Here is a 20,035-nt window from a genome sequence, read left to right as displayed (position 1 = left end):
ACCCGTGGCCCTCCTCCTCCACCGCATCGGACGATTCGCCTTCCGGCGCGCCTGGCTCGTGCTCGCCGGCTGGGTGGTCGCCCTCGCCGCCCTGCTCGGCGCCGGCATCGGCCTCGGCGGCCAGCTCCAGGAGTCGTACGCGATCCCCGGCACCGAGTCGCAGCAGGCGATCGACCAGCTCGCCGCCGTGTTCCCGCAGACCGCCGGTGCGTCGGCGAAGGCCGTCGTCGAGGTGCCCGACGGGGCATCCGTCGAGGACCCCTCGTACACCGCCGCCATCGAGGACATGGAGACGGCGCTGGAGGGCGTCGACGGCGTCGCGAGCGTGCTCGGCCCGTTCGACGAGTACGCCGGCGACCAGGTCTCCGACGACGCCCGCACGGCCTACATCCAGGTGCAGTTCGACGGGCCGTCGACCGAGGTGACGCAGGAGTCCCTCGACGCCGTCCTCGCCACCGGTGACCTCGGCCGCGACGCCGGGATGCAGGTCGCCTTCGGCGGCGAGGTCTTCCAGGACCAGACCTTCGGCCTCACGATCACCGAGGCCATCGGCGTCCTCTTCGCGGGCGTCGTGCTCATCATCACGTTCGGCTCGCTGCTCGCGGCCGGCATGCCGCTGCTCACCGCTCTCGTGGGCGTCGGCGCCGCGTTCGGCGGGATCTCGGTCGTCGCCGCGTTCGCGCCCGTGTCGAGCACCGCGCCGATGCTCGCGGTCATGATCGGCCTCGCGGTCGGCATCGACTACGCGCTGTTCATCCTGTCCCGGCATCGAACGCAGCTCGCCCGCGGCATGGATCCGCAGGAGAGCGCGGCCGAGGCGGTCGCGACCGCCGGCGGTGCCGTCGTGTTCGCCGGCCTGACGGTCATCATCGCGCTGCTCGGCCTGCTCGTGGTCGGCATCCCGTTCCTCAGCGTCATGGGCGTCGCCGCGGCGTTCGCCGTGCTCATCGCCGTCATCGGCGCGACGACCCTCCTGCCCGCGTTGCTCGGGCTCGCGGGCAAGCGGCTGATCCCGAAGCCGGGCAGTCGCGCGTACCGCCGCGCCGTCGCCGGGGACGAGGGCGGCAAGAAGACCATGGGCCGCCGGTGGGTCGACACCGTGCTGAAGGCGCCGATCGTCTTCGTGCTGCTCGTCGTGGGCCTCCTCGGCGCGGCCGCGATCCCCGCCGCGAGCCTCGACCTCAACCTGCCCTCGGGCGCCGGCGAGGAGGGCTCGAGCCAGCGCGAGGCGTACGACATGATCGCCGACGGCTTCGGCCCCGGCTACAACGGACCGCTCGTCGTGACCGTCGACATCACGCAGACGACCGACATCATGGAGGACCTCGACGCCATCGGCGCCCGCCTCGCCGACGTCGACGGCGTCGCCTACGTCGGCCAGGGCATGCCCAACGCAACGGTCGACACCGCGATCATCCAGGTGATCCCCGAGAGCGCCCCCAACGACCCCGAGACGAAGCAGATCGTGCAGGAGATCCGCGCGCTCGAGCCCGAGATCCAGGAGGACTTCGGCACGCCGATCGCCGTGACCGGCTACACCGCCGTCTCGATCGACATCTCGCAGCGCCTGACCGACGCGCTCGTGCCGTTCGCGCTCATCGTCGTGGGCCTGTCGATCATCCTGCTGCTCATCGTGTTCCGCTCGGTGTTCGTGCCGATCAAGGCGGCGCTCGGGTTCCTGCTCTCGGCGTTCGGCGCCATCGGCGTCTCGGTGGCCGTGTTCCAGTGGGGCTGGTTCGCCGACCTCATGCACATCGAGCCCGGCCCGATCCTGAGCTTCCTGCCGATCCTGCTCATGGCCGTGCTCTTCGGCCTCGCCATGGACTACGAGGTGTTCCTCGTCTCGGGCATGCGCGAGGAGTTCGTGAAGACGAAGGAGCCCCGCAGCTCGATCGTGCACGGCTTCCAGCACGCGGCCCGGGTGGTCACGGCTGCCGCGCTCATCATGTTCTTCGTGTTCTTCGCGTTCGTGCCCGAAGGCACGGGAGCCATCAAGGGCATCGCCTTCGCGCTCGCGATCGGCGTGGCGTTCGACGCCTTCCTCGTGCGCATGACGCTCGTGCCCGCCGCGATGGCGCTCGCCGGGCGCGGTGCCTGGTGGCTGCCGAAGTGGCTCGCGCGCATCCTGCCCGACGTCGACATCGAGGGCGAGGGCCTGCGCCATCACCTCGCCGAGAGCGAGTGGGCGGAGGCGGAGGACGCCGATGTGCTCGCGGACGACCTGCTCGTCGGGGACCCGGCCGACCCGATCGGGCCGCTCTCCGTGGCCGTTCCCCGCGGTGGCGCCCTCGTGGTGCGGGGCCGCGCGACCGAGCGCCGGCTCGTCGCCGCCACCCTGGCCGGCCGCGTCACGCCCGCCGGCGGCCGCCTCGCGGTGCTCGGTGCGCCGCTGCCCACCGACGCGGGCGCGGTCATGCGACGCGTCGCCGTGGCCGACTCGGCGATGGATGCCGCGCCGGGCGCGACCGCGGGCGACGTGATCGCCGCCCGGGTCGACGCCACGCGTGCGTGGTACCGCCTCGACTCCAGCCGGGCCGCCGTCTCCGCCGCCCTCCGCCGCGTCGCCGAGGCGCGCACCGCGGCGGCCGACCCGCTCGCGTGGCGCACCCGTTCGCTCGACCCCGACGTCCCATTCGCGTCGCTCGACCCGCTCGACCGCACGCTCGTCGCGGTGGCCGCGGCGCTCGCCGAGCAGCCCGGAGCCGTCGTCGTCGACCTCGACGACGCGTCGGGCCCCGCCGACCGGCTCTGGCCCGCGCTCGCGCGCCTCGTGCCCGACGGCGTGGTGCTCATCGCCACCGCGCCGGCCGGCGCCGACTCCATCCCCGCCGTCGACGCGTTCGCAGCTCGCGGCATCCGCTCGCTCGACCTCGACACCGGCCCCGCCGGGATTCCCGATCTCGTCGCCCGCCCCCAGGAGGCACTCCGATGACCCGCCCCGACGCACCCGCCGCGCTCGCCGGACCGACCCCCGGGCGCCGACGCGGACGCCGCGCCGCCCTCATCGCCGCCGTCGTGGCCGTGCCGCTCGCGGTCGCCGGCCTCGTCGCCGGTGCGATCGGCGGCGCCGACGAGCGCCTCGACGCGATCCCGGCCATCGTCGTGAACAACGACGAGTTCGTCACCATCACGACGCCCGACGGCGAGGAGCAGCCCGTGCTCGCGGGTCGCCAGCTCGTCACCGAGCTCACCGGCGACGGGAACACCGGGTTCGACTGGACGATCTCGAACGACGAGGAGGCCGCGAAGGCCCTCGCCGACGGCGACGCGTACGCGGTGCTCACGATCCCGTCGGACTTCTCGGCCTCGGTGACCTCGCTGCAGGGCGATGCGCCCACGACGGCGCAGCTCGACATCCGCACCGACGACGCGCACGGCTACCTCGCCGGCGTCATCGGCTCGACCGTCGGCGACGCGATCGCCACGACGTTCGGCACGGCGCTCACGACGCAGTACCTCGAGGGCCTCTACGGCAACCTCATCACGGTGGGCGGCTCGCTCGGCGACGCCGCCGACGGCGCCCAGCAGCTGGCCTCGGGCGCGGACTCGCTCTCGTCGGGACTCGGCCAGCTCGCCTCGGGCGTCGGCGCCTCGGCGTCGGGCGCCTCGGACCTCGCGGGCGGCCTCGACCAGCTCGCCGGCGGCGTGGGATCCGCCGCCTCGGGTGCGTCGCAGGCGGCGACGGGCGCGTATGCGTATGCGGACGGCGTCGACCAGTACACGGCCGGCGTCGACGGGCTCGCGGGCGGGCTCGGACAGCTCCAGCAGAACGCCGCCGGACTCAGCCAGCTGCCGCAGGGCTTCCGCGACTACGCCGACGGGATCCGCACGGCGGGCACCGCGCTCGTCGACGGCACGCCCGAGAACCCGTTCGGCTGGTCGGCGTACGTCGGTACCGCGGAGGACGCGAACGCGAAGTTCCAGGCCATCGCGGCCCAGATCGTGGCCGCCGACCCGAGCCTGGCCGACGAGGTCACGGCGATCGCGACGCAGCTCGGCACGCTCGACGCTGCCGGGACTCCCCTCGTGGACGGAACGAACCAGGCATTCAACGACCTGGCTGCCGCAGGTGATCAGAGCGCCACGGACCTCGAGCCGCAGATCGCGACACTCCAGGGCGGCATCGCCCAGCTCGCGGGCGGCGCGTCGCAGCTCTCGGGCGGCTCCGCCCAGCTGCGGACCGGGGCCGCCGGCCTCGCGTCGGGCGTCGACGGCCTGGCCGGCGGGCTCGGCCAGCTCGAGTCCGGTGCGTCGGGCGCGGCATCCGGCACGACCCAGCTCGCCGACGGCCTCACCCAGTTGCAGTCCGGTGCGCAGGCGTCGGCGAACGGCGCCTCGCAGCTCGCCGGCGGCACCGGCGAGCTCGCCGACGGGCTCGCCAAGGGCGCGGAGGGCACCTCGTCGCTCGACGACATGGACGCCGCCGCGACCGCCGACGTCGTCGCGAAGCCGGTCACGTCCGAGTCGACGCGCGACAACGAGATCACCTCGATCGGGCAGGTCGTCGCGATGCTGCTCGGGCCCATCGGCCTGTGGCTCGGCGCGATGGCGCTGTTCCTCATCTGGCGGCCGTTCTCGCGCGAGGCGCTCGCGAGCACCGCGCCGACCGCGCGGGTCGTCGCGCGCACGCTGTTCCGCGCCTCGCTCATCGGCATCGTGCAGGCCGTGGCGGTCGTGCTGCTCATGCACACGGCGCTCGGCGTCGAATGGTCGCTGCTGCCGCAGACGTTCGCCTTCTCGGTGCTGCTCGCGCTGTCGTTCATGGCCGTGCACGCGTTCCTGCACTCGTGGCTGGGTCGCGCCGGCACGATCGTGTCGCTCGTGCTCGTGGTGCTGCAGCTCGCGGCATCCGGCGGCCTCTACCCGCTCGAGGTGGTGAGCGGCCCGTACCAGGCGATCAGCCCCTTCCTCCCGCTCACGTGGGCCGTGCAGGGCATGCAGCTCATCGTCTCTGGTGCTGGCGGATCGGGCGTCTGGGCCGCGGTCGGCGCGACGGCGCTGTTCGGCGTGCTCGGCGCGCTCGGCACCGCCTTCGTCATCGCGCGGCGCCGGGCCGTGCGCTCGCCGGGCAGGCTCGCGGTCGCGACCGCCTGATCGGATGCCGCGCCGGCGCGCTCTGCGTGAGCCGCACCGGCGCGGCATCCGCTCGCCGGGCCCAACTCACCGCGCCCTCGGTCGACGCGCCTCAGCGGCGGTGGTTCGGCAGCAGCGCCTCGAGTGCGCGCCGCGACCGGGTCATCGCCCGGCGCCGGAGCGACTGGTGCGTGTGCCGGCGGGCGAACTCGAGCGTCTCGCGCAGCAGGTCGAGCCGCTCCTGCTCGGTCTTCGCGCGGCGGGTGTTCACCTCGGCGATGATCGCGCCGTCCCAGCCGCGCGCGGTGAGCGACTCGAGCACCTCCGCGACGGGCTGGCGGCCGCGGCCGGGCAGCAGGTGCTCGTCGAACACCTGGCCGTCGCCGATCGCGCCCGAGCCGTCGCACAGATGCACGTGCCGCAGCCGCGAGCCGAGGTCGTCGGCGAACTGCAGGCTGTCGACGCCCGAGAGTGCGGCGTGCGAGAAGTCGAGCGTCACGGCGTCGCAGTCCATGACCCGCGGGTCCCAGCCGGGGGAGTAGGCCTTGAGGTTCCGGCCCGCGGCGCGCCAGGGGAACATGTTCTCGACGGCGATCTCGACGCCGTGCCGCGACGACGTCTCGCGCACGATGTCGAGGAAGCCGGCGGCGTACCCCGCCTGCCAGCGGAAGGGCGGGTGCACGACGACCGTGCCGGCGCCGAGGGCGGTCGCGAGCTCCGCGGTGCGGGTGAGCTTCACGCCGGGATCGCGGCCCCAGACGAAGTGGGTGAGGAGCAGCACGGGCGCGTGCACCGACAGGATCGGCAGCGCGTAGCGCCGCGAGAGCTCGAGCAGCGGCTCGGCCTGCTGCGTCGCCTCCTCCTGCGTGACCATGACCTCCACGCCGTCGAAGCCGGCCAGCTTCGCCAGGCGGAAGGCGTGCTCGGACTCCAGCGGATAGACGCACGAGGTGCTCATGCCGACGCGGATCATCAGGGCACGCAGTCTAGTCCCGCGACCCGGAGGCGGGGAGGGCGGTGAGGGTGGCTGTTAGCCTGAACGAAGCGCCGAGGAGGGACATCCGCCGAATGCACGCCCCTGAACCGAAACGCGACGACCTCGACGTCGACCACGTCTACGACATGATCGTCGTCTCCAACCGGCTCCCGGTCGACTACGAGCTGGGCCCCGACGGCCAGATCCGCTGGAAGAGCTCGCCCGGCGGGCTCGTCACCGCCCTCGAGCCGGTCATGCGGGCTGCCGACGGCGCATGGATCGGCTGGGCCGGGGTCGCCGACCGCGAGCTCGACCCGTTCGAGCACGACGGCATCTCGATCATCCCCGTGGCGCTGTCGTCGCAGGACCTCGAGGAGTACTACGAGGGCTTCTCCAACGACACGATCTGGCCGCTCTACCACGACGTCATCGCGCCGCCGTCGTTCCACCGCGAGTGGTGGGATGCGTACGTGCGGGTCAACCGACGGTTCGCCGAGGCCGCGGCGCGCGCGGCATCCGACGGCGCCGTCGTCTGGGTGCAGGACTACCAGTTGCAGCTCGTGCCGCGGATGCTGCGCGAGAGCCGCCCCGACCTGGTGATCGGGTTCTTCAACCACATCCCCTTCCCCGCCTACGGCATCTACTCGCAGCTGCCGTGGCGCCGCCAGGTCATCGACGGATTGCTCGGCGCCGACGTCATCGGCTTCCAGCGGGCCGCCGACGCGGGCAACTTCTCGCGGGCCGTGCGCCGGCTCTTCGGCTACTCGACCCGCGGCACCGTCATCGACGTGCCCGAGTCCGACGGCGGGAGCCGCCGGGTGGTCGCCCGGCACTTCCCGATCTCGATCGACGCCGCCGGGTTCGAGGAGATCGCCCGCCGGCCCGAGGTGCAGGCGCGTTCGCGCGAGATCCGCGAGAGCCTCGGCAACCCCGAGACGATCATGCTCGGCGTCGACCGGCTCGACTACACCAAGGGCATCCGGCACCGCATGAAGGCGTTCGGCGAGCTGCTGCGCGACGGCCGACTGAAGGTCGAGGACGCCACACTCGTGCAGGTCGCGAGCCCCTCGCGCGAGCGCGTCGAGACGTACCGGCAGCTCCGCGACGAGATCGAGCTCGCCGTCGGGCGCCTCAACGGCGACTACTCGACGCTCGGCCATCAGGCGATCGCGTACCTGCACCACGGCTACCCGCGCGAGGAGATGGTCGCCCTCTACCTCGCCGCCGACGTCATGCTCGTGACGGCGCTCCGCGACGGCATGAACCTCGTCGCCAAGGAGTACGTGGCGTGCCGGTTCGACGACGACGGGGTGCTGCTGCTCAGCGAGTTCACCGGGGCATCCGACGAGCTGCGGCAGGCCGTGCTCGTGAACCCGCACGACATCGAAGGCCTGAAGGACGCCATGGTCGAGGCGATCCGGATGCCGCGGCGCGAGCGCGCCCGTCGCATGCGCGCCCTCCGCAGGCGGGTGCGCGAGAACGACGTCGCGAACTGGTCGCGGTCCTTTCTCGAGACGCTCACCGGCGCCGGCATCATCGCGCCCGGCGTGCCCGACCCGCTCATGGCCGCGGTCACGCGGCTCGCCTCCACCGAGCGGCTCCTCGTCGCGCTCGACTTCGACGGCACGCTCGCCCCCATCGTCGAACGCCCCGAGGACGCGCGCGCCACCGAGCGCGCCCGTGCCGCCATCGAGCGGCTGGCAGGCGCCGACGACACCCGCGTCGCGATCGTGTCGGGCCGCGCGCTCGACAGCCTCGGGGAGGTGGCGAGCCCGCCCACGGGCACGCTCCTCAGCGGCTCGCACGGCGTGGAGCTGAAGCTCGATACCGGCCCCATCCAGATCGACCTGCGCGACACCGAGCTCGAGAAGCTCGACCGGCTGACCGAGATCGTCGAGGGTGTCGCCGACACCAGCCCCGGCGCCTTCATCGAGCGCAAGCCGGCCGGGCTCGCGTTGCACACGCGGCGCCTGAAGGGACCCGAGGGCAGCGCGCTGCAGCAGGACGCCCGCGAGCAGGTCGCGGCGGAACTCCTCGGCATCACGGTGCGCACTGGTAAGGCCGTGCTGGAGTTCGCCGTGCGGGCGAGCGACAAGGGCGAGTCCCTCACGCGGCTGCGCCAGCACGTCGGCGCGACGGCCGTCATCTACGTGGGCGACGACGTCACCGACGAGGACGCGTTCGCGACCCTCGACGCGGGCGACGTCGGCGTGAAGGTCGGCCAGGGCAAGTCGATCGCGACCTACCGCGTGCGCAGCCCCGAGGACGTCGCCGAGCTGCTCGAGCAGCTCGCCGATGCGCGTGACACCGCGCGCCAGGGCGACTCGCGCTGGCCATAGACTCGAATGCATGTCGCAGTTCGACCCCAAGCCGCGTAGCCGCACCGTCACCGACGGCATCGAAGCCATGACCAGCCGCGGGATGCTCCGCGCGGTCGGCATGGGCGATGCGGACTGGGACAAGCCGCAGATCGGCATCGCGAGCTCGTGGAACGAGATCACCCCGTGCAACCTCTCGCTCGCGCGGCTCGCGCAGGCGGCGAAGGAGGGCGTCCACGGCGGCGGCGGGTACCCGCTGCAGTTCGGCACGGTCTCGGTCTCCGACGGCATCTCGATGGGCCACGAGGGCATGCACTTCTCGCTCGTGTCGCGCGAGGTCATCGCCGACTCGGTCGAGGTCGTCATGCAGGCCGAGCGCCTCGACGGCTCGGTGCTCCTCGCGGGCTGCGACAAGTCGATCCCGGGCATGCTCATGGCGGCCGCGCGACTCGACCTCGCCTCGGTGTTCCTCTACGCCGGCTCGATCGCCCCGGGCTGGGTGCGCCTGTCCGACGGCACCGAGAAGGACATCACGATCATCGACTCGTTCGAGGCGGTCGGCGCCGTGCGCGCCGGCACCATGAGCGAGGCCGACGCCAAGCGCATCGAGTGCGCGTTCGCGCCCGGCGAGGGCGCGTGCGGCGGCATGTACACCGCCAACACCATGGCGTCGGTCGCGGAGGCGCTCGGGCTCTCGCTCCCGGGTTCGGCGTCACCGGCATCCGCCGACCGCCGTCGCGACTACTACGCGCACCGCTCGGGCGAGGCCGTGGTCAACCTGCTCAACAACGGCATCACCGCCCGCCAGATCCTCACCAAGAAGGCCTTCGAGAACGCGATCGCGGTCGGCATGGCGCTCGGCGGCTCCACGAACATCGTGCTGCACCTGCTCGCCATCGCCCGCGAGGCCGAGGTCGAGCTCACCCTCGACGACTTCAACCGCGTCGGCTCGAAGGTGCCGCACATCGGCGACCTCAAGCCGTTCGGCCGCTTCGTCATGAACGACGTCGACCGCCGCGGCGGCCTGCCCGTGCTCATGAAGGCGCTGCTCGACGCGGGCCTCATGCACGGCGACGCCCTCACGGTCACCGGCAAGACGCTCGCCGAGAACCTCGCCGAGATGGACATCCCGCCGCTCGACGGCGAGGTGCTCCGCACGCTCGACAACCCGATCCACGAGACCGGCGGCCTCACGATCCTGCACGGCTCGCTCGCCCCCGAGGGTGCCGTGGTGAAGACGGCCGGCTTCGACGCCGCCACGTTCGAGGGTCCCGCGCGGGTCTTCGAACGCGAGCGCGCCGCGATGGACGCGCTGACCGCCGGCGAGATCAAGCACGGCGACGTCGTCGTCATCCGCTACGAGGGCCCCAAGGGCGGTCCGGGCATGCGCGAGATGCTCGCCATCACCGCCGCCATCAAGGGCGCTGGGCTCGGAAAAGATGTACTACTCTTGACGGACGGTCGATTCTCCGGCGGCACAACCGGCCTGTGCATCGGCCACATAGCACCCGAAGCGGTGGACGCAGGTCCCATCGCCTTCGTGCGCGATGGTGATCTGATACGGGTCGATATCGCAGCTCGTTCCATCGACCTACTGGTCGACGATGCCGAGCTGGCTGCCCGCCGTGAAGGCTGGGCTCCGCTTCCTCCGCGCTATACCCGTGGCGTCCTCGCGAAGTACTCCAAGCTCGTGCGCTCCGCCGCCGAAGGCGCCACGACGGGCTGAGTGCTGCGCCTCTCCGCATTTCCACCGTCCACCAGAACAGGAATCGAATGACCACGGAATCGACCCCCGTGCCTTCGCCCGCCCCCGTGCCGTCCGGCGCGCCAGTGGAGATCACCGGTGCCGAGGCGGTCGTGCGATCGCTCGAGCTGCTCGGCATCACCGACGTCTTCGGGCTGCCCGGCGGCGCGATCCTCCCCGTCTACGACCCGCTGCTCGACAGCCGCAAGCTGCGTCACATCCTCGTCCGGCACGAGCAGGGCGCCGGCCATGCGGCCGAGGGCTACGCCTCGTCGTCGGGCAAGATCGGCGTCGCCATCGCGACGTCGGGCCCCGGAGCGACGAACCTCGTCACCGCCATCGCCGACGCGCACATGGACTCCGTGCCGCTGCTCGCGATCACCGGCCAGGTGTTCTCGAACCTCATGGGCACGGATGCCTTCCAGGAGGCCGACATCGTGGGCATCACGATGCCCGTCACCAAGCACTCCTTCCTCGTGAAGCGTGCGGAGGACATCCCCGCGACCATCGCGGCGGCGTACCACATCGCCTCGACCGGACGCCCCGGCCCCGTGCTCGTCGACATCACGAAGGACGCCCAGCAGCAGCTGGCGCCCTTCCGCTGGCCGCCGAAGGTCGAGCTCCCCGGTTACCGCCCGATCACGAAGGCGCACGGCAAGCAGGTCGCCGCGGCGGCGCAGCTGCTCGCAGAGTCGAAGCGCCCGGTGCTCTACGTGGGCGGCGGCGTCATCCGCTCGGAGGCGTCGGCCGAGCTGCTCGAGCTCGCCGAGACCACGAAGGCGCCCGTCGTGACCACGCTCATGGCGCGCGGGGCGTTCCCCGACTCGCACGAGCAGCACCTCGGCATGCCCGGCATGCACGGCACCGTCCCCGCGGTGCTCGCGCTCCAGGAGGCCGACCTGCTCGTCGCGCTCGGCGCTCGGTTCGACGACCGCGTGACCGGCAAGGCCGCGCTCTTCGCGCCCAACGCGAAGATCGTGCACGTCGACATCGACCCCGCCGAGATCTCGAAGATCCGCACCGCCGACGTGCCGATCGTGGGCGACCTCAAGGACGTGCTCGTCGACCTCTCCGCCGCCTACCGCGAGGCGACGGCGACGACCACGCCCGACCTCGACGAGTGGTGGGCCACGCTCGACGGGCTCCGCTCGGAGTTCCCGCTCGGCTACGTGCCGACGTCCGACGGCCTGCTCTCGCCGCAGTTCGTGATCTCGCGCATCGGCGAGCTGACCGGCCCCGAGGGCGTCTACGCCGCGGGCGTCGGCCAGCACCAGATGTGGGCGGCGCAGTTCATCAAGTACGAGCGTCCCAACTCGTGGCTGAACTCGGGCGGCGCGGGCACGATGGGCTACGCGGTCCCCGCGGCCATGGGCGCCAAGGTCGCACAGCCCGACCGCGTCGTGTGGGCGATCGACGGCGACGGCTGCTTCCAGATGACGAACCAGGAGCTCGCGACCTGCACCCTGAACGACATCCCGATCAAGGTGGCCGTCATCAACAACTCCTCGCTCGGCATGGTGCGCCAGTGGCAGACGCTGTTCTACGACGGCCGCTACTCGAACACCGACCTGAACACGGGCCACGACACCGTGCGCGTGCCCGACTTCGTGACCCTCGCCGAGGCCTACGGCGCGCTCGGCATCCGGGTCACGAAGGAGGAGGAGGTCGACGCGGCGATCAAGCTGGCGCTCGAGACGAACGACCGTCCCGTCGTCATCGACTTCGTCGTCTCGGCCGATGCCATGGTGTGGCCGATGGTGCCGCAGGGCGTGTCGAACAGCTACGTGCAGTACGCCCGCGACCACTCGCCGGCGTTCAGCGAGGAGGAGGACTGATCATGTCGACCCACGTGCTCTCCCTCCTCGTCGAGGACAAGCCCGGCCTGCTGACCCGCGTCGCGGGACTGTTCGCGCGACGCGGCTTCAATATCGAGTCCCTCGCCGTGGGCCACTCCGAGATCGACGGGCTCTCCCGCATCACGGTGGTGGTCGACGTCGAGGAGCTGCCGCTCGAGCAGGTCACCAAGCAGCTGAACAAGCTCATCAACGTCATCAAGATCGTGGAGCTCGACCCGGCGCAGTCGGTGCAGCGCGAGCACCTGCTCGTCAAGGTGCGCGTCGACAACGCGACCCGCTCGCAGGTGCTCGAGGCCGTGAACCTCTTCCGCGCGCGCGTGGTCGACGTCTCGACCGACGCGCTCGTGATCGAGGTCACCGGGGACTCCGGCAAGACCACCGCGTTCCTCAAGGTGCTCGAGCCCTACGGCATCAAGGAGATCGCCCAGTCGGGCCTCCTCGCGATCGGCCGCGGCGGCAAGTCCATCACGGAGCGCGTCTTCAAGAACTAGCACAACGGATGCCTCGGCGCGGCATCCGTCACCTGAACCCACCACAAGGAGAAATGAACAGCATGGCTGAGATCTACTACGACAAGGACGCCGACCTCTCGCTGATCCAGGCGAAGAAGGTCGCCGTCATCGGCTACGGCTCGCAGGGCCACGCGCACGCGCAGAACCTCCGCGACTCCGGCGTCGAGGTCGTCATCGGCCTCAAGGACGACTCGAAGTCGAAGCCCAAGGCCGAGGAGGCCGGCTTCGAGGTGAAGAACGTGGCGGATGCCGCGGCCTGGGCCGACGTCGTCGTCATCCTCGCGCCCGACCAGTTCCAGCGGCACATCTACGCCGAGTCGGTCAAGGACAACCTCGCCGAGGGCAAGACGCTCGTCTTCGGCCACGGCTTCAACATCCGGTTCGGCTACATCGAGGCGCCCGAGGGCGTCGACGTGATCCTCGTCGCGCCGAAGGCGCCGGGCCACACCGTCCGTCGCGAGTTCGTCGCCGGCCGCGGCATCCCCGACATCATCGCGGTCGAGCAGGACGCCTCGGGCACCGCGTGGGACCTCGCGAAGTCGTACGCCAAGGCGATCGGCGGCACCCGTGCGGGCGTCATCAAGACGACCTTCACCGAGGAGACCGAGACCGACCTCTTCGGCGAGCAGTCCGTGCTCTGCGGCGGTGTCTCGCAGCTCGTGCAGTACGGCTTCGAGACGCTCACCGAGGCGGGCTACCAGCCGCAGATCGCCTACTTCGAGGTGCTCCACGAGCTGAAGCTCATCGTCGACCTCATGTGGGAGGGCGGCATCGCCAAGCAGCGCTGGTCGGTCTCCGACACCGCCGAGTACGGCGACTATGTGTCGGGCCCCCGCGTCATCGACCCGAGCGTCAAGGAGAACATGAAGGCGGTGCTGGCCGACATCCAGGACGGCACCTTCGCCAAGCGCTTCATCGCCGACCAGGATGCCGGTGCTCCCGAGTTCCTCGAGCTCCGCGCCAAGGGCGAGCAGCACCCCATCGAGGTCACCGGCCGCGAGCTCCGCAAGCTCTTCTCGTGGACGCAGGTCGACGACGACGACTATGTGGACGGCGAGGTCGCTCGCTGACGGCTCCGGTGGTCGAGTAGCGCCCGCCGCAGGCGGACCCGTATCGAGACCCTTCGACACGACACCCGCACGGCGGGGCCGGCTCCGGCCGGCCCCGCCGTCGGTGTTGAGGGCCCCTCAGCTCATGCGCGAATGAGCAGAGGGGAACCCCTTGTCAGGCGGGTACGCGGCGTGATCGCATGTGGTCCCATGACCCGAACTGCACACACGCACCCTGATCCCTCTCCACGCTGGTGCTCCTGCGCCGCACCCGACGACGAGGTCGAGACGACGACGTCCGGCCTCACCCGTCGCAACGTCCTGGTCGGCGCATCCGCTGCCGGCGTCCTGGCGGCGGCCGGCTGGCCCACCGCCGCCAACGCCGCGCCCGGTCCCGATTCGCTGACCATCACGATCATGGGCACGTCCGACCTGCACGCCAACGCCGTGAACTGGGACTACTACAAGGACGCCACGTACAGCGACAGCGCCGGCAACGCCATCGGCCTCGCTCGCGTGTCGAGCGTCGTGAACCAGATCCGCGCCACGCGGGGGCGCGACCGCACGATGCTCTTCGACGCCGGCGACACCATCCAGGGGTCGCCGCTGGGGTTCTACTACGCCCTCGTCGACCCCGTGAACTCGTCGGGTGCCGTCCACCCGATCGCGGCGCAGATGAATGCGATCGGGTACGACGCCGTCGCGCTCGGCAACCACGAGTTCAACTACGGGCTCGACTTCCTCGACTACTGGATCTCGCAGATGGACGCCGACGTCCTCGCGGCGAACGCCGTGCGCGCCGGCACGAAGGTGCCGGCGTACACCCCATACACGATCAAGACGATGAAGGTGCCGGGGCGCCCGCCGCTCCGGGTGGGCGTGCTCGGCCTCACCAACCCTGGCGTCGTGATCTGGGACAAGGCCAACGTGAGCGGCAAGCTCGAGGTGCAGGACCTCGTCGAGGCCGCGGCGCGCTGGGTGCCCGTGATGCGCCGCGCCGGTGCCCACGTCGTGGTCGTGAGCGCCCACTCGGGCGACAGCGGCCGTTCGTCGTACACCGGCGACCTCCCCGTCGAGAACGCGGCCGCGCTGGTCGCCGAGCAGGTGCCCGGCATCGACGCGATCCTGTTCGGCCACGCGCACGTCGACGTGCCGCAGCGCATCGTGAAGAACCTCGCGACCAACCGCGACGTGGTGCTCAGCGAACCGAAGAACTGGGGCCAGCGTCTGAGCGTCTTCGACCTCACGGTCGAGTACGCGAAGGGCAAGTGGGCGGTCACGTCGGGATCATCGACGACCGTCAACACGAACACCGTCGTCGACGATCCGGCGCTCGTCGCCGTGGTACGGGCGCAGCACGACGCCGTGGTGCGCTACGTCAACACTCCGGTCGCGGTCTCGACCGAGGCGATGTCCGCGGCCGAGGCGTGTTGGAAGGACACGGCGATCCTCGACTACGTGAACGCCGTGCAGACGGCGACCGTCTCGGCCGCAGTTGCGGGCACGCCCGAGGCGGCGCTGCCGATCGTGTCGATCGCGGCGCCGTTCAACCGGGCGGCGACCTTCCCGGCCGGGCAGGTGACCATCAAGGACGTCGCGGGACTGTACATCTACGACAACACCCTGCTCGGGTCGATCATGACGGGCGCCCAGATCAAGGACTACCTCGAGTACTCGGCGAAGTACTTCGCTGTGGTGGCACCCGATGCGCCGGTCGCGCCGGCGACGTGGACGAATGCCGGCAACACCCCCGACTACAACTACGACCAGTTCTCGGGGGTCGACTACGGCGTCGACATCTCCCAGCCGGTCGGCTCGCGCATCGTGGGACTGTCGTTCGACGGCGCGCCGGTGGCCGCCGACCAGCGGTTCCTCGTCGCGGTCAACAACTACCGGCAGTCGGGCGGTGGCGGGTTCCCGCACATCCAGGGCGCGCCGGTGGTCTACAACGCCCAGGTCGCGATCCGCGAGGCCATCGTCTCGTACGCCTCGGCGGCGGGGACCATCGACCCGGCGGACTTCCACGTCGAGAACTGGCGGCTCGTCCGGAACGGGACGCCCGTGTTCTGATCTGCCCTCGTGGCACCGCCGCTGGCGGGGTCGGCTTCGGCCGGCCCCGCCGAGCGTGTGCAGGCGATCGGGTCAATCGGAGCCGAAGCGGCAGGTGCTCTGCCGGTCACCGAGCGTGCCGAGGTAGGTGCGCCACTCGTTGTCGGTGAGGTCGCGGCCGGCGATGCGGCAGACGTACTCGAACTGGTGCTCGGGATCGATGTCCCACGCCACGACTCCTTCGGGCATCGAGAGGGCCATCTCACGACCGTCGGGGCGGATGACCGCGTCGGGGAGAGGGAACGTCACGTCGGTGCCTTCGAGATCGACATAGATACCCGGGGCAACGGGCCGGTCGTCGGTCGGGAACGGCCCGCCGATCCGGATTCCCGTATCCGTGTCATAGAGCAACGCGGTTCCGTCGTCGGCCATCACGAGCAAGGTCCGGGCGTCACGACTCAACGACGGGTATGCGAATTCCGCTGCGCCGCCCGGAACCGTCGCGACCCGTGCGAGTGGATCCGTCTGGTACCGACCCATGCGAGTGCCCTCCATGCCGAGGAGCTCGCCGTCGTCGAGCATGACGTGGTCGTCGATCGCCGTGGGTTCGCGGTACAGGAGGTGATGTCCCTCGGCGGCGAGGATCGCCAGCCAGGTCTTGCTGGGCGGGCTGGAGTGGGTCACCGCGATCCGGTCTCCATCGGGTGCGACCGAGATCCGGAGAGCGTGTCCTTCGACGTCCCACGGCTCCCCTTCTGCGTCTCCGCTACGCGGATCGAGGTCTTGGATCAGGCCGTCGTGGCGCACCGCGTGGAGTGTCGTGCCGTCGCTCGATGGCCATACCGTCTCGATACCCCAGACCGGGGACCCGACCTCGTCTCCCGTGTCGGCGTCGACGATGCGGAACATGTGGTCCTCGTCCGAAACCGCGTACAGGCGTCGGTTTGCTGCCCAGCCGACGCCGCCTACCGCTTGATCGAACCGGTACGTGACGTCGCGGGTCGCGGTGTCCAAGACGACAACGCCCTCCAGGACACCTTCCGTCGCCTCGAAAACCCGCTTGAGTTCGTCACGCGAGAAGGAACCGGCGTTGATCTGGGGTGCCGTCGCGACGGATGATCCCTCGTACGAATACGGACCGGCCAGCATGTGCCCAGGAGCGATCAGCCGACGCGCGAGGCCGAGCCCGTCGAGGCGCCAGCGGGAGATGTTCGGCTGACTTCCGTTGATCGCCGTCAGGACCGCACCGTCGGCGCTCACGTCGAGCGTCCCGATGTCCCCGTCAGGTGCCCTGATGTCTTCGGCGGGGATCGGTGCGCCGTTCGCGAGGTCGAAGACGCTGATCCGCCCGAACCGGCTGGCGCAGTAGACGCGTTGCATCGGCTCCGACAGCGCGAGCCAATTGCACGATTCGGGGTTGGGTGTGCCGATGTCGGTCGACCAAACCACGCGTTGCTCGTCGGGCTCGAAGGCGATCAGCCCGAAGTCGCCCGACGCGATCACGATTCCGGAGTCGCTGACGGCCATGGCGGTATGGGCCGACAATTCGGGCACGGCCATGGTCGCCGTGATCATCGCCGATGCGGGATCGACCATGTCAACGTGGTCGTCGAGGCGTCCGACCAAGAGCCGGCCCCGATCGTCGAACGCGAGTGCGGCGGTGTGCGGGTAGATCTTATTGGCAGGAAATGCGAGCGGCCTCGATGTCTCCCAAGCGACGTCGAGCACCTGCCAGTCCGAGGTCGACACGAGTGTCACATCGCCGTCGGCGAGGTCCGCGACCGCGATGCTCGACCCGTCACGATTCACGGCGAGCGCTCCCGTCGCCATTTCGAGCCGGGTTGGACCCCAGATTCGCTCGGCGCGTTCGAGATCGAACACGACCAGGTCGGACCGCGTGGATTCCCACCTGACCCCGGGAGCGCCATCCGGAAACACCTCAACGGGCCACAGGACGGCACCGACTCGGCCGTCGCCGCTCACCTCGACGAGGGGAGTGGGCGTAGCCGGACCGGGATCGAATCCGAGGTCGAGCTCAACGATCACGTCGCCACTCCCGGCATCGCGAACCCCCGCGTCACCGGCGGTCGTGACAACCAGCAGCTGCTCGGTGCCCGGGATCACGCTCCCATACGCATTCCCACCCGATGCCACTGCGACGGTGCCGAGGAACCCGCCCGCTGCTTGGAGCACGCTCATGAGTGCGGAGCGCGTGCGCGGATCGTCGGGCCATCGTCGATACGCCTCGGCGGCGAGGAGGGCGGACACATCGCGCTCCGAGGTCCGCAGCGCGAGCGATGTGGCGACGAGCGCCTCGATCGTGGCGCTGTCCCGCTGTGCGTTCGCCTCCTGGGAGGACACCACAGCCACCGAGCCGGCGCCCGCGAGCAGCACGATCAGGCCGACCGCGACGCCGAGCACGACGCGCAGGCGCCAGTTCTGCCTGCGTTCCTGCTGCTCACGGGCCGCGAGTTCCCTCCGATCGGACGCCTCCAGCGCCTCCGACGCGTCGAGGAACTGCGATTCGGTCTTCGTGAGGTCCCCCTCGCTGCTCGACCGCAACTCCAGCGCGGTCTGAAGTCGTCCCCCGCGGAAGAGGTCCTCATCGGGCCGCCCGTCGACATCCCATGACTCCGCGGCCGTGGACAGGGAGTGCATGGTGCGTTGCGCATCTGCGTCCTCGTCGAGCCACCCGCGCAGACGTGGCCAGGCGACGGCCAGCGATTCGTGCGAGACGATGATCGACGTCTCATCAGCGCTCACGAGACGGGCCCCTTCGAGCATCGCGAGCACATGGTCTCGTGCCTCGTCGTCATGGAGCGACTTCACGGGCATCGTGCGACGGATGGGGCTGCCGTCCGGACCCAAGGCCACGAGCCTCAGCAACGTCGAGCGGCAGAGCGTCCGTTCCGCGGGCGTCATCCGCTGGTAGAGCCGGTCGGCCGATTGAGCGATGGCCCCTGACAAGCCACCGGCCGCCTCGTAGCCCGCGACCGTGAGCGTCGACCCTTCGCGACGCAGCCAGGTCTCGACCAGGGCGTGCGAGACGAGTGGAAGCGCGCCGGCCTGCCCGGCGGCATCTCGCAGGATCAGTTCGGTAAGACCGGGCTGGAGCCGGAGGCCGGCTAGTCGAGCCGGACCTTCGATGGCCTCTCGCAACCCGTTCATCCCGATCGCGGGCACGAGGTGAACGCCCTCGATGAAGGCGGGTCCCAGATGTGGGAGCCGAGCGCAGTCGTCGAGGAAGTCGCTGCGAACGGTGACGAGGACAGTTCCGCCTCGGTGCATGTAGCCCGCGAGCGCTGCACAGGTCTCGTCGATTGCGTCGTCGGACAGTCCCTGGTGCAGGAGTTCCTCGAACTGGTCCACGACGAGTACGTCCCCGACACGTAGTGAAGCGAACCGGTCCTGGACGTCGGACGCGACGGTCCTGCGAGGAAGCAGGATCTCAACTCGTCGCCGTTGGCGTCGAAGGGCGGGCGTTACGCCCGCGCGTACGAGGGAGGACTTGCCGCATCCGCTCGCACCGGCGAGCGCAAGGAACTGAGCACCGTCTATCCGTGCCAGCGCGGACAGAATGTCGCCCGAGCGGCCGAAGAATTCCTCTTCGTCTCCAACGTCGTATGCGGCGAGCCCGCGATAGGGGCACGTCGGCTCGACGTCCGGGCGTTCCACGGATGAAGCGGTGAGTGCGGTGTCATGCCGGAGCATCGATTGCTCCAGTCCCGCGAGCTCATCAGAGAGGTCGATCCCGAGTTCTTCGCCGAACCGGCGCCGAGCCTCGCGAATCGTTGCAAGTGCTTCGGCCTGTCGGCCACCGCGGTACAGGGCGATCGCGAGGATTCCCCATCTGCGTTCGCGGAGTGGCGCATCCTGGACGAGCCGCTCCGCCCTGGACACGATGCTCACATCGTGGCCGAGGTCGAGCTGTGCCTGGAGCTGGCCCTCCTCAGCGGAGGCACGAAGATCGACCAGGCGTTGCGACTCGGCGACGGCCGGCGCCCAGTCGGGCAGGTCGGCGAACGCCCTCCCCCTCCAGAGCTCGAGCGACTGGGAGAAGGCCGACTCCGCACGATCGGGCTCTCCGTCACGTGCGTGCTCGATGCCGACTTGAACCAATCGCTCGAATCGGAGGGCGTCGACAGAGTCGGGGGTGACGTTGAGCCGATATCCGTCCGGTAGCGTCTCGATCGGCGGGACTCCTTCATGGCGACGCAGCCGTGCAATCGCGATCTGCACCTGCTTCGTCCACGTCGCCGGCGGTTCCTCCCCCCAGATGGCATCGGCGATGTCGCCGGGCGCGAGGGGATCACCGGCTCGAAGCACGAGCGCCGCCAGGACCGCTCGCTCTCGCGGGCTGATCGGGGCCCCGTCGACGACGAGCGTCCCCAAGACGCTGACGCTCATGATCGGCATTGTCCTCGCGGCTCGAAGGCCCGTCAATCGATCATCCGCGCG

At 70.5% G+C, this 20,035-nt stretch carries 10 protein-coding genes; 8 read left to right on the top strand and 2 right to left on the bottom strand.

Features of this window, described 5'->3' with window-relative positions; translation table 11 throughout:
* Window positions 1-4: 4 nt before the first annotated feature.
* Window positions 5-2,932 (top strand): MMPL family transporter, encoded by a 2,928-nt coding sequence (locus ACFVN5_RS11195; RefSeq protein ID WP_376955191.1) that lies wholly within the window; start codon window positions 5-7, stop codon window positions 2,930-2,932.
* A complete protein-coding gene (locus tag ACFVN5_RS11190; RefSeq protein ID WP_376955190.1) occupies window positions 2,929-5,094 on the top strand; it encodes a YhgE/Pip family protein in 2,166 nt (721 codons plus the stop codon). The genes ACFVN5_RS11195 and ACFVN5_RS11190 overlap by 4 nt, the downstream gene beginning before the upstream one ends.
* A gap of 91 nt (window positions 5,095-5,185) precedes the next feature.
* Here the strand turns inward: ACFVN5_RS11190 and ACFVN5_RS11185 are convergent, their stop codons facing one another.
* On the bottom strand, window positions 5,186-6,046 hold the full coding sequence (locus ACFVN5_RS11185) for a sugar phosphate isomerase/epimerase family protein (RefSeq protein WP_376955189.1): 861 nt from the start codon (window positions 6,044-6,046) through the stop codon (window positions 5,186-5,188).
* 95 nt (window positions 6,047-6,141) lie between these two features.
* On the opposite strand from ACFVN5_RS11185, the gene ACFVN5_RS11180 reads away from it, so the two are divergent.
* The 6 genes from ACFVN5_RS11180 to ACFVN5_RS11155 all read left to right on the top strand — a co-directional run bounded on the left by ACFVN5_RS11180 (window position 6,142) and on the right by ACFVN5_RS11155 (window position 15,598).
* Complete coding sequence (locus ACFVN5_RS11180; protein ID WP_376955188.1) at window positions 6,142-8,388, top strand: bifunctional alpha,alpha-trehalose-phosphate synthase (UDP-forming)/trehalose-phosphatase; 2,247 nt, start codon at window positions 6,142-6,144, stop codon at window positions 8,386-8,388.
* 10 nt (window positions 8,389-8,398) lie between these two features.
* On the top strand, window positions 8,399-10,093 hold the full coding sequence (ilvD, locus tag ACFVN5_RS11175; protein ID WP_376955187.1) for a dihydroxy-acid dehydratase: 1,695 nt from the start codon (window positions 8,399-8,401) through the stop codon (window positions 10,091-10,093).
* A 47-nt stretch (window positions 10,094-10,140) separates the two neighbouring features.
* Window positions 10,141-11,946 (top strand): acetolactate synthase large subunit, encoded by a 1,806-nt coding sequence (locus ACFVN5_RS11170; protein ID WP_376955186.1) that lies wholly within the window; start codon window positions 10,141-10,143, stop codon window positions 11,944-11,946.
* Window positions 11,947-11,948: 2 nt separating this feature from the next.
* Window positions 11,949-12,458, top strand: coding sequence for an acetolactate synthase small subunit (ilvN, locus tag ACFVN5_RS11165; protein ID WP_376955185.1), 510 nt, complete (start codon window positions 11,949-11,951; stop codon window positions 12,456-12,458).
* A gap of 62 nt (window positions 12,459-12,520) precedes the next feature.
* A complete protein-coding gene (gene ilvC / locus ACFVN5_RS11160; RefSeq protein WP_376955184.1) occupies window positions 12,521-13,549 on the top strand; it encodes a ketol-acid reductoisomerase in 1,029 nt (342 codons plus the stop codon).
* A 189-nt stretch (window positions 13,550-13,738) separates the two neighbouring features.
* A complete protein-coding gene (locus ACFVN5_RS11155) occupies window positions 13,739-15,598 on the top strand; it encodes a 5'-nucleotidase C-terminal domain-containing protein (RefSeq protein ID WP_376955183.1) in 1,860 nt (619 codons plus the stop codon).
* Between the two features lie 72 nt (window positions 15,599-15,670).
* Here the strand turns inward: ACFVN5_RS11155 and ACFVN5_RS11150 are convergent, their stop codons facing one another.
* The gene (locus tag ACFVN5_RS11150) at window positions 15,671-19,984 is read right to left on the bottom strand and encodes a BTAD domain-containing putative transcriptional regulator (protein ID WP_376955182.1); all 4,314 of its coding nucleotides are present in this window, start codon (window positions 19,982-19,984) and stop codon (window positions 15,671-15,673) included.
* Window positions 19,985-20,035: the final 51 nt, after the last annotated feature.

This window comes from Agromyces sp. NPDC057865, from assembly GCF_042796995.1.
Taxonomy (GTDB): Bacteria; Actinomycetota; Actinomycetes; order Actinomycetales; family Microbacteriaceae; genus Agromyces.
The sequence above is the reverse complement of the archived record's forward strand: the minus strand, read 5'-3'. Positions and strand labels throughout refer to the sequence as shown.